This is a genomic window from Acidithiobacillus sulfurivorans (assembly GCF_018853815.1).
GTDB classification, from domain to species: domain Bacteria; phylum Pseudomonadota; class Gammaproteobacteria; order Acidithiobacillales; family Acidithiobacillaceae; genus Acidithiobacillus; species Acidithiobacillus sulfurivorans.
Genome location: NZ_JAAOMP010000060.1, coordinates 1 through 11,263 on the forward strand (window position 1 = coordinate 1; position 11,263 = coordinate 11,263).

The 11,263-nt window shown below is 52.6% G+C and carries 11 protein-coding genes and 1 other RNA gene; 10 read left to right on the plus strand and 2 right to left on the minus strand.

Annotated features, from left to right (window positions below; translation table 11 throughout):
- Positions 1–314: 314 nt before the first annotated feature.
- The gene (locus tag HAP95_RS05615; RefSeq protein WP_215883328.1) at positions 315–509 is read left to right on the plus strand and encodes a hypothetical protein; all 195 of its coding nucleotides are present in this window, start codon (positions 315–317) and stop codon (positions 507–509) included.
- Positions 510–518: 9 nt separating this feature from the next.
- On the plus strand, positions 519–740 hold the full coding sequence (locus tag HAP95_RS05620; protein WP_215883329.1) for a hypothetical protein: 222 nt from the start codon (positions 519–521) through the stop codon (positions 738–740).
- A 63-nt stretch (positions 741–803) separates the two neighbouring features.
- Here the strand turns inward: HAP95_RS05620 and HAP95_RS05625 are convergent, their stop codons facing one another.
- Together HAP95_RS05625 and HAP95_RS05630 are read right to left on the minus strand one after the other, a co-directional pair.
- Positions 804–1,874, minus strand: coding sequence for an ADP-ribosylglycohydrolase family protein (locus HAP95_RS05625; RefSeq protein WP_215883330.1), 1,071 nt, complete (start codon positions 1,872–1,874; stop codon positions 804–806).
- Complete coding sequence (locus tag HAP95_RS05630; protein WP_215883331.1) at positions 1,862–2,581, minus strand: CDGSH iron-sulfur domain-containing protein; 720 nt, start codon at positions 2,579–2,581, stop codon at positions 1,862–1,864. The genes HAP95_RS05625 and HAP95_RS05630 overlap by 13 nt, the downstream gene beginning before the upstream one ends.
- Before the next feature lie 263 nt (positions 2,582–2,844).
- On the opposite strand from HAP95_RS05630, the gene katG reads away from it, so the two are divergent.
- From katG to HAP95_RS05670, 8 genes are all read left to right on the plus strand, one after another.
- Complete coding sequence (gene katG, locus HAP95_RS05635; protein WP_215883332.1) at positions 2,845–5,031, plus strand: catalase/peroxidase HPI; 2,187 nt, start codon at positions 2,845–2,847, stop codon at positions 5,029–5,031.
- Between the two features lie 369 nt (positions 5,032–5,400).
- Positions 5,401–6,465, plus strand: a complete 1,065-nt coding sequence (locus HAP95_RS05640) for a tellurite resistance/C4-dicarboxylate transporter family protein (RefSeq protein ID WP_368356556.1) — start codon at positions 5,401–5,403, stop codon at positions 6,463–6,465.
- Positions 6,466–6,616: 151 nt separating this feature from the next.
- An RNA gene (gene ffs, locus HAP95_RS05645) (signal recognition particle sRNA small type) lies at positions 6,617–6,713 on the plus strand.
- 26 nt (positions 6,714–6,739) lie between these two features.
- Positions 6,740–8,419 carry a DNA polymerase III subunit gamma/tau gene (dnaX, locus tag HAP95_RS05650; protein ID WP_215883334.1) on the plus strand — a complete coding sequence of 560 codons (1,680 nt, stop codon included), beginning with the start codon at positions 6,740–6,742 and terminating at the stop codon, positions 8,417–8,419.
- Positions 8,420–8,433: 14 nt separating this feature from the next.
- Positions 8,434–8,760 (plus strand): YbaB/EbfC family nucleoid-associated protein, encoded by a 327-nt coding sequence (locus tag HAP95_RS05655; protein ID WP_215862925.1) that lies wholly within the window; start codon positions 8,434–8,436, stop codon positions 8,758–8,760.
- Between the two features lies 1 nt (position 8,761).
- Positions 8,762–9,361: a recombination mediator RecR gene (gene recR / locus HAP95_RS05660; protein ID WP_215883335.1), complete on the plus strand. Its 600-nt coding sequence runs from the start codon at positions 8,762–8,764 to the stop codon at positions 9,359–9,361.
- A 34-nt stretch (positions 9,362–9,395) separates the two neighbouring features.
- Complete coding sequence (locus tag HAP95_RS05665) at positions 9,396–10,613, plus strand: ammonium transporter (RefSeq protein WP_215883336.1); 1,218 nt, start codon at positions 9,396–9,398, stop codon at positions 10,611–10,613.
- 2 nt (positions 10,614–10,615) lie between these two features.
- Positions 10,616–11,263 (plus strand): ADP-dependent NAD(P)H-hydrate dehydratase (locus HAP95_RS05670; protein WP_215883337.1); only part of this gene is annotated, 648 nt, incomplete at its 3' end.

An 11,263-nucleotide genomic window follows, 5' to 3' on the forward strand; every position in this document is an offset into this window, starting at 1 on the left:
ATCACCGGCCACCACATCTACCGCGACGGCAAAACCTTTACCACCACAGCCGTAGAAGTAAGACAGAGTTCCATCGTCACCACGGCGTTGTTGGAAAAACATGAGGCACCTCCATATGCAATAAAGTTAATAAATTTATTGACTAGTATGGAAAGGCCATCCGCTCTCCGTCAAGGAATCGTATAGGGCCAGTACCAGTTGAAATGACGAGGCTCCAAACAACACATTTTGACAAGTATCTCCTCATCTACTAAACCTAAAAGTGCAGCTTGGATTTCCATAGCATGATTATTCACTACAAAGAGGAGAACCTCATGGAGCTCGTCTACAAGGATGCCCAAAGCATCACCATTCGTTTTGACAAAAAGGATCTGTCGAAAATTGTTGAACCCCTCGTTAAAAACGCCGAAAGTTTTGCCAAAGATACTCTGGACATGGCTTACCTGCTAGCCGAACAAGACTATCGGATCGACGATCACTTCCGGCAGCCCCCGCACGCTTTTGAATAGGAGGATTCCATGCAGATTCGTGAAGAAAAGGAACACAGTGTGGAGTTGGTTCTGAGCGCCAATGAAGCGGAACATATTGCCCAGAATATTCAGGACAATGCCAAACTGGCGGGGACAGCAGCAGTAGCCTTGGCCGATTTTTTGCAACAGGAGGGTTTCAGTGGTGACAAGCTGCCTAAGGAAAGCTTGCGTCATGAATGGAAAAATCCGGACGATATGAGCCTGAGTTAACGCGTTGGCCATTTCGGAACCAGACTTATTGTCACGGTGACGGGCAGGCGCGATCTGGCTCTTTCAGCGGAGCTTGGCGTTGAGGCCGGCGCATTGCTCCATTTCCGACGCCAACGCCAGATATTGCTGGGAATCACGCAGCCCGGTGATGAAACGGTGGGGAATACCCTCCAGGCCTACCTGAGCGCCCACGAGTGCTCCTGTCAGCATCGCACGGGACATGTTTTGTCCGCCTCCATTGATGGCGTGCAATACGGCGGATTCATAATCTTCCCGGAAACGGCTGGCCAGGTAGTAAGCGCCTGGAAGTTGGTGATATATGGCACAGGGCATGCCATATACCAGACTCACCTTCCAGGCGGGTTCAATGATGATGTCGGGATCTGCAGCGGCCAATGCGGCATAACCTGCCGTGAGCAATGCATCGGGGGATGAAAACTGACCGGCCTGTATCTTTTCGGTGCCTTGCGGTGGGTGCAGATGACCCTGAGTTACCTGGTGAAATGGTAATACGCCACTGGTTGCTTGCGCCATAAGTCTGGTGCCCATTTGCGGCGTCAAGAAAACACCAGAGATCAACTGACTCAAAACGGCGTTGAATGCAACGCTCATAGCGACGATGGCCGGATCGCGCTGGGTCAGGATAATGTTACTGCACGCCGCTTCTGCCATTTTTTTCGGCTGCAGGGCAAAAAAAGCAGCAATGGCAATGGCGCGCTCGGCACCTTCCGTCGTGTCTGCGTCACCGGCACATGCTCCCCATGGGCGTTTTTCCGACACCCGCTTCCGCCAAGCCTCCCGAATGGATTGGTTAGTGTAGCCTCCCGGTCCCTGCATGGGTGTGCCGTCCAATTGGGGAAACAGTTCCGTATCCAGTCGATGCGTAAAATCGTCCTCCTCATAACCCGCGCAGTGGATTAACGATTCCATCAGCATGACCAGTAGCAGGCCGGTTTGGGAAAGGTCACCGGCAAGCAGGCCACCATGATAACGGCCAGGGCGCGGCGTAAGATAATCCGTAATCCAGGGGCCACATTCCTGCCGTAGTTCGGCAAGGTCATAGTACCAATGACAGCCCAAAGCCAGTGCATCGCCAATCAGTGCGCCCATCAACGCGCCTGCTACGCGTTGCATGCTTCATCTCCTTTTTCGTCATAAAATCCGATGGATATATGCGTGCCATCGCAAAAGGGCTTGTTACGAGACGCGCCGCAGCGGCACAAAGTCATTCGATTGCGCACTTCATATTCGAAACCATCAGATCCGATTAATGACACCCCACCGCGCAACCATAATGGTCCGGAGCAAGCCTTGGAAGGGTCTTCAATCAATGCAATGGATGGTTCAAACTTCGGCTCAATCGGTTTTCCGGTATCGTTGTCCCAAGCCACCAGTCGCCCCGATGGGCAGTCGCAGGCCTGCTTGACAAAATGCTTACTTGGTAAGGGCCTATCTGTTGTGAAGACGAGTTTCCACACGGATCCGTGGGGGTCACAAAAGCGTGCGGACGAACACAGGCTCTCCACATCGGTCAATGACATGCTTGGGCCCCGCAATGTTTTAGCCTGCTCAAGATAGGGCAGGCGCTGCGCAGTTTCGGTGCCATCAAAACCAACGGTCAGATGCGATCCGTCGCAAAATGGCTTGTTGCTGCTATGGCCGCACCGACACAACGCGTACCGCTCCTGAGAGGGGTATGACCGGCTGTGCTTCCACTTTGTCGATTCATCCTCTTCGTTGGTTCCGATAATTTCCTTGCTGAGAGGAACCTTTCCCGAGACAACATATGGGCCATCCTTGGTAATTTGGACTTGAGGTCTACTAACTTTTACCGGGTTCATTTTGGCGCCTCCGAATGGGTTGAAAAATCCTGATGGGCGGACGAGTCCCACCATACTGACCCCTGCAAATCTACCCCTAATAACTTTAGCGCATGGAGAGAGGTTTTCGAAATTTTCTGGGTGCTTGACAATTTATTATATCGTATCTAAATTTTAATCAATACCATAAATATATTTAGTATATTACCAATGTCTACTACAACAGAATGGTTATTGCTCGAGGAAATTCATTCTGCTCGGGTTCCATTGAGGGAGGATGCATCATGTCAACAGAAATGAATTGCCCGTTTCATAATACCGCTGCTGCGGGAGAAGTGCAGTCCAATCGTGATTGGTGGCCAGAACGTCTTAATGTGGGTCTACTCCGCCAAAACTCATCATTGTCAGATCCCCTGGATGCAGATTTTGACTACGTCAAAGCCTTCAAGGAGTTGGACTTCGATGCGGTAAAAGCAGATCTCCGCGCATTGATGACGGATTCACAGGATTGGTGGCCGGCCGATTTTGGAAACTATGGCCCTTTGTTTATACGGATGGCGTGGCATGCTGCCGGGACGTATCGCACGGGTGACGGTCGCGGTGGTGCGGGCGCAGCACAGCAGCGCTTTGCACCGATCAACAGTTGGCCGGATAACGTTATTCTGGATAAGGCACGGCGTTTGATCTGGCCGATCAAACAGAAATATGGTCAGAGCATCTCATGGGGTGATTTGATGGTCCTTGCCGGAAATGTGGCAATGGAGTCGATGGGCTTCAAGACCTTTGGCTTTGGCGGGGGGCGCAGGGATGTCTGGGAACCCGACGAATCTGTTTATTGGGGATCGGAAAAAATCTGGCTGAGTGATGCCAACCGCTATTCCGGTAAGCGTGACCTTGAAAATCCCTTGGCCGCAGTGCAGATGGGTTTGATTTATGTGAATCCGGAGGGCCCCGGAGGAAATCCCGATCCCCTCGCCGCTGCTGTGGATATTCGGGAGTCTTTCGCCCGCATGGCGATGAATGATGAAGAAACCCTGGCCTTGATTGCTGGAGGCCATACCTTCGGGAAAACCCATGGTGCTGGTCCTGCAACGCATGTCGGTCCCGAGCCAGAGGGCGCGTCTATTGAAGATCAGGGATTGGGTTGGAAAAGCAGTTTCCGAAGCGGCAAGGGCGGTGACACGATCGGGAGTGGTCTGGAAGTCACCTGGACCAAAACGCCGACACAGTGGGATAACACTTTTTTTGAAACCCTGTTCGGATATGAGTGGGAACTCACCAAAAGCCCGGCAGGTGCGAACCAGTGGGTGGCCAAAGATGCACCCCATAATGTTCCCGATGCCCACGATCCTTCCAGGCATCATCGTCCGACCATGCTTACTACTGATCTGGCACTGCGCTTTGATCCGGTGTATGAGAAGATTGCACGGCATTTTTACACCCATCCTGATGCATTTGAAGACGCTTTTGCCCGAGCCTGGTTCAAGTTGACCCATCGGGACATGGGTCCCAAAACCCGTTATTTGGGCAAGGAAGTACCGGTGGAGGATTTGCTCTGGCAGGATCCCATACCGAAAAGGAATCATCCGCTTATCAATGAGCAGGATGTGGCTTCCCTCAAGGTCAAAATTCTGGATTCGGGTTTAACCGTTTCGGAGCTGGTTGCCACCAGCTGGGCATCGGCCTCGACTTTTCGGGGGTCGGACAAGCGTGGCGGCGCCAATGGTGCGCGTATCCGTTTGGTGCCCCAGAAGGATTGGGAGGTCAATCAGCCTCGACAATTGGTCAAGATATTGCAGACACTGGAAAGCATTCGCGCTGATTTCAATGGAAAACAAAGCGGGGATAAGCAAGTTTCTTTGGCAGATATCATCGTTCTTGGGGGTTGTGCGGCGATTGAAGCAGCAGCCAGAAAGGGCGGCCACTATATCACGGTTCCTTTCAGTGCCGGGCGTATGGATGCGCCTCAAGACCAGACGGATATCGTCTCCTTCGCACATCTGGAGCCGATATCCGATGGCTTTCGCAATTACCGTAGCGCTCGGGCTGCAGATATCCGTGCTGAGGTGCTGCTGGTCGACAAGGCGCAGTTACTGAAGCTGACGGCCCCGGAAATGACGGTGTTGATTGGCGGCTTGCGGGTTTTGGGAGCCAACTATGCGCAGTCCAACGAAGGGGTATTTACGGATCGGCCTGGGGTTCTCGGTAACGACTTCTTCGTCAATCTGTTGGATATGGCTACGGAGTGGAAAGCTGACTCGGAGGTGAAAAACAGCTTTTCTGGTTATGACCGTAAAACCGGGGAGCAAAAGTGGAAGGCGACCCGGGTGGATCTGATTTTTGGTTCCAATTCCGAGTTGCGGGCAGTGGCCGAGGTGTATGCCAGTGCTGACGCGCAAGCCAAGTTTGTGCGGGATTTTGTGGCAGCTTGGGCCAAGGTGATGAATCTGGATCGGTTTGATCTGGCTTGATAATGTTCTCCGATGTCCTTGACTTCTGGTTTCACGAGATCACGCCGGCGCAGGAGGTGGTGGCCTGCGGTGCGGATCGGACGCTGCCAGCCGAAGGATAGTCGTCCATGGGTCAGTAAACCGGTGAGATGATTTCTATAGTGACAAGATGGCATACGCTGCCCCTGCCAATCTTGCCTGCGGGCAATGCCCGGAGGATACTGATCATCCGGAACTCTCGCTACCGAGTAACGATTTTTATAACATTATGAATGTAAAGATTATTATGGATAACATTGAACGCTGGTGGACATTGGATTGGATTGCACCATCTCCGCCAATTTTTATATGGTTTCAAATGTTTCAGCGTTGGAGCACTGATTGTTGTCAGTGCCAAAAATCCGAATGCATTATTCAGCCTTAAAAAATCTTTCTCCTGCGTATTTTACGCTGGTGATGGGTACGGGCGTTATTTCCATTTCGGCAGAACTGTTGCACTTAACGCTCCTAGCAAGCCTTTTGCTCGGGCTTAATATCGCCTTCTACAGCATTTTATGGATCATGAATATTGGCCGTATTTTACGCTACCCTTCGGAGATGTTCGCCGATTTTGCCAATGTGCAAAAAGGCTCTGGTTTTCTGACGATGGTGGCTGGAAGCTGCGTTCTTGGTAGTCAATTTGTTATCCTTGAAAAACAAACAATTACTCCAGCTTTTTTGTTGGTATTGGCAGTAATTCTTTACTTGACACTGAATTACGGCTTACTCACTCGATTCATGATTCAGAAACATAAACCTGGACTGATAAATGGTATTTCTGGTGGCTGGCTCTTGCACATCATCGCCCCACAATCTATTGCTATTTTGATTTTACTGCTGGATATCCACTGGTCTTTCATGCCCAGGGCGGAATTTGACTTCATCGCACTCAGTCTCTGGTTATTGGGGGGAATGTTATATATCTGGGTTATGGTGCTGATATTTTATCGAATGATTTTTTTGGATTTTTTACCCGAACATCTTCATTCTTCCTATTGGAGCAATATGGGCGCCATGGCTATTTCCACCTTGGCGGGATCGTTACTGGTGGTTAATGGGGAGTCAGCGCCCTATCTGCACCCATTTCTGCCGTTTATTAAGGGGTTCACCCTGTTTTATTGGGCAGGTGGGAGCTGGTGGATTCCGTTGCTGATCATCCTGGGGTTCTGGCGCTATGTCATAAGAAAATTTCCCCTCCGTTACGATGATTCCTACTGGGCCATGGTATTTCCGTTGGGAATGTACAGTCTTGCAACGCTCCACATGGCTCATAGCTTAGACCTGACTTTTTTGTTTCCGCTGGCCCATGCTTCCTTTTTCCTGGCGCTGACCGCTTGGTGCCTAACCTTCTTGGGGATGCTTTATAGCTTCCTGCGAATCAGTCACAAAAAAGTATTCCACCCTAATGGTGATTGAGCGGTTTTAACCCTGACGATTTTGAGTGGCCAATATTGATCGCAGATCGGGGTTCTGATACCTTCGCGACTTGTGAGTGCAAAAGTTGTGTTGCACTTTTCGTCTGTTCTCGTCCTTGTGTGGACAATTTCAGGTTTTCTATGGCGACAACAATCGGTCCCCTCGCAGTGGTAGCTGGTGAACCCCGTCAGGCCCGGAAGGGAGCAGCGGCAGCCGGCGATCCAGGTGCCGGGGTGCGGCTGATTCGCGTCGCCTCCCAATTTTGTGTTTTCCCATGACGGGTTATTTAGCCCTTGCCCGGCGTTGGCGGCCCCAGCATTTTGAAGATTTTGTTGGCCAGGAAGCGGTTGTGGCGGCTTTACGTCATGCCTTGGACTCCGGTCGAATCCACCATGCATTTTTGTTTACCGGAACGCGAGGCGTAGGTAAAACCACTTTGGCAAGGTTGCTTGCCAAATGTTTGAACTGCGAAAAAGGCATCAGCAGCCAACCCTGCGGAACCTGCAGCGCCTGTCTGAGTATCAGCGCCGGAAATTTTGTCGATTTGCTGGAAGTGGATGCTGCCAGCCGCACGCGCGTGGATGAAACCCGTGAACTTCTCGATAACGTCCAATATGCCCCAGTGGCTGGGCGCTATAAAATCTACCTCATTGATGAAGTGCACATGCTGTCCACCCATAGTTTCAATGCACTCCTGAAAACCCTTGAAGAACCGCCTGAACACGTTAAGTTTTTGCTGGCAACCACCGATCCTCAGAAGCTTCCCGTCACCGTTTTATCCCGCTGTTTGCAGTTCAACTTACGCAGGCTGGAAATCGGCCAGATTCAGGGTCGCCTGCAGCAGATCATGCAGGCAGAGAAAATTTCCGCAGAAGATGCCGCACTGCACATATTGTCCAAAGCTGCCGATGGCAGTTTGCGCGATGCCCTCAGTCTTCTGGATCAGGCCATTGTCCATGGTGGTGGCGAAGTGCGCCGCGAGGGTGTGCTTGGCATGCTGGGACGCAGTGGCGACGATACCACTATGCTGATGATTGCAGCGCTTATTGCCCAAGATGCGGAACGCGTTTTTGCGCTGGTCAACGAACACCTGGCGCGGGGTCTGGATGCCGCCGGGTTACTGGACCTGGTCATCGAGGGGACCCATCGTTTGAGTCTTGCTCAGTTTGTGCCAGGCGTTGCAGAGGGTGATGATGCGGAACTGATCAGTCAGTTACGAAACAAAATCAATCCACTGGTTTTACAGTCCTGGTACGCCCTGTTGCTGTCAGCGCGCCGGGATTTTCAGCTATATCCAGATCAGCGCATGGCACTGGAAATGGCGTTTTTGCGGGTGCTCAGTTTCTCTACGGGGAATATTCCACCTTCGGCGGTGCCGCCAGAACCGGAAAAAAAGCCCAGTTCAATCTCTCAAACCTCTACCGAGACTGCGATCAAAGCCGTTGAAACTGTTCAATCCGTTATGCCAGAACTGATTCCAGAATCACGCACATTTTCGGATATGGTCCGCGAGCCAGCTCCAGAAATTCACAGCGAAGAGGTATTCATACCCCTGCAAGCGGGCAATTTGAGCCTTTCCTGGCAGGAACTGATTGCAGCATTGTCACTTTCACCGCTGCTGCAGGAACAGCTGCGTCACGGTCAGGCCCTGCAGTGTGATGCGCAAAAGGTGGATCTGCTCATAGAGCCTCGCTATCTGCCCTTTATTATCAAGGAGAAAGCGCGAATTCTGAAGGCGCTCAGTGACCACTTTGGTCAGACGCCGCAACTTGGCATCCGTGAATTGACCGAGGCAAGCGGCGTACGCAGTGTCTATGCTGAAGCAGAATCTCAGGCCTCCGCGCAACAGGAAGAAGCGCAGGTCAGGGTGGCCAATGATCCTCTGATCAAACAATTTACGGAAATACTGGGTACTCAGGTAGAATCTATTACCTTGATGACTTTAACGAATTAACAGGGAGGTAGTCGATGATGAAAGGTGGTTTGGGAAATATCATGAAACAGGCGCAGCAACTCCAGGATCGTCTGCAAAAAACCCAGGAAGAACTGGCCCATATTGAAGTCCAGGGGCATGCCGGCGGTAATCTGGTAGAGGTCACCATGACCTGTCGCCATGATGTGCGCAAGGTGCGTATTGACCCCTCGTTGCTGGCGGATAATGATCAGGAAATGCTGGAAGATTTGGTGGCTGCAGCTATTAATGATGCCGTACGCAATGCCGAAAAAGTCAGCGCCGAGCGGATGTCCGAAGTGACGGGCGGGATGAGCATTCCGGGCATGAATCTGCCTTTCTGATATGGCTGATGTTCCGAGTATGGAGGCTTTGGAGGCGCTGTTAAGGCGCCTCCCCGGTATTGGGCCGCGTTCTGCGCAGCGCATCTGCTACGATCTGTTGGTGCGCAAACGTAGCCTGCTCCCCCAATTGGCCGCTGCGTTTGAACGCGCGCACGCCACAGTGCGTTTTTGTGAGCGCTGCAATAACCTCAGCGAAGCCCCTTTGTGTGGCGTTTGTCGGGGTGCGCATCGGGATCATTCGCAGCTGTGCATTGTGGAATCACCCGCAGATTTACGCGCCATTGAAGATACGGGCGTGTTCAGCGGGGATTTTTTTGTGTTGATGGGCCATTTGTCGCCTCTGGATGGCATTGGTCCGGAGGCCTTGCATCTGGATCGTCTCAGTGCGCGTTTGGCGGAAGCGGGTCTGCAGGAGGTGATATTTGCCACCAACCCCACTCTGGAAGGTGAAGCCACTGCCCAGTTTCTGGCAGATCTGGTGCCTGCAGGTATTACCATCAGTCGTATTGCCCACGGCGTTCCAGTGGGCGGTGAACTGGAATATGTAGATCGCGGCACACTCGGGCGGGCGCTGCATGGACGCCGCCTGCTGGATGAATAGTTAAAACAAAACAATTGAGAGAGGAAGAAGTCGTATGCTGGCTACGGGTGTGACGCCTCCGGGCGGTAATGTATTCTTTTTGTTGATGGGCGCCATTCTGGTTTTTGCGATGCATGCCGGCTTTGCCTTTCTGGAACTGGGGACCGTGCGCCGTCGCAGTCAGGTCAATGCTTTGGTCAAAATCCTCAGTGACTTTGGCATTTCGACCATTGTGTACTTTTTTATCGGTTATCATATTGCTTACGGCATCAGTTTTTTCGGAAACGTACAAACCCTGACTGCCGGAGATCATGGTTTCGAAATGGTGCGTTTTTTCTTCCTGCTGACCTTTGCGGCAGCCGTACCTGCCATCATTTCCGGAGGCATTGCCGAGCGCGCCCGTTTTTATCCGCAATTGCTGGCTACGGCTTTTCTGGTGGGTCTGGTGTATCCCTTTTATGAAGGCATCGTCTGGGATAACAATTATGGCATTCAGGCCTGGTTTACGCAGACATTTGGTGCGCCTTTTCATGATTTCGCCGGTTCGGTAGTGGTCCATGCCATGGGTGGCTGGATGGCCCTGATGGCAGTCTGGTTATTGGGACCGCGCCGGGGGCGCTATGGTAAGGATGGTACGGTACATGCCATGCCGCCTTCCAATATTCCTTTTCTGGCCTTGGGCTCCTGGATTCTGATCATCGGCTGGTTTGGTTTTAATGTGATGAGCGCCCAGCAATTGGCGCAGATTCAGGGTCTGGTGGCCCTGAATTCACTCATGGCCCTGGTGGGTGGAATGCTCGCCGCTCTGGCCGTTGGCAAGGGCGATCCGGGTTTTGTGCATAACGGGGCATTGGCAGGGCTGGTGGCCATTTGTGCCGGATCGGATGTGGTCCAGCCCATCGGGGCTCTGGCCATTGGTGCCATAGCCGGGATTATTTTTGTGTATTTATTTACCTTTGTACAACATCGACTGCGCCTGGACGATGTTCTCGGAGTCTGGCCTTTGCATGGCGTTTGCGGTGTCTGGGGTGGCCTGGCCGTGGGAATTTTCGGCCTGAAAATGCTGGGCGGTGCTGGGGGAGTCAGTTTCTGGTCGCAACTGCTGGGCACCAGTTTGGGAGTTTTGATTGCGCTGGTGGGTAGCGGAGTGGTTTACGGCACCATCAAGGCTTTCATTGGTATCCGCCTGGATGCCGAGGCGGAATATGCCGGTCCCGATTTGAGTATTCACCATGTCAGCGCGTATCCTGAGGAGGATATTGAGAGGGCCTGAACGTGGATGATGACTTTGTTGCATTAACTTGGGAGAGTTTGCCGAAACTGCCGAAAAGATCTCCCGATGCACATAAAGGTCGTTTTGGTCATGTTTTTGTACTGGGCGGCGCAGCAGGAATGGGCGGCGCACTGGCTTTGGCTGCTACGGCTGCCTACCGGGTCGGGGCAGGGTTGGTAACAGCCGTGGGCCATCCTTCCGCTCTTCCTTATCTGGCTTCCGCGCTTCCGGAAGCGACCTGGTGGGACTGGCCTCCAAGTTTCACTGCCTTACCGGACAATGCGGTACTCGCCGTGGGGCCCGGTCTGGGGCAGGGGCTGGCAGCGCATGATATGCTGACCGAGGTCGGGAGTTTGCGCATTCCCCAGGTCTGGGATGCGGATGCCCTCAATATTCTTGCGCGTTTTGGAGCGCCGTTGCTCAGTGCGAAGGCTGTTCGGCTGTTTACCCCGCATCCAGGTGAAGCGGCCCGTCTGCTGGCAATGCAGCTTCCTGACGTTCAGGTGGACCGGATAGGGGTAATACATGCGCTGCAATCCCGCTATGGCGGGCATTGGGTTTTGAAGGGGCAGCACAGTCTCATGCTGGGTGAAACAGTGCGTTGTTATTGTCCCTGGGGCAATCCGGGAATGGCCACCGGCGGCAGCGGC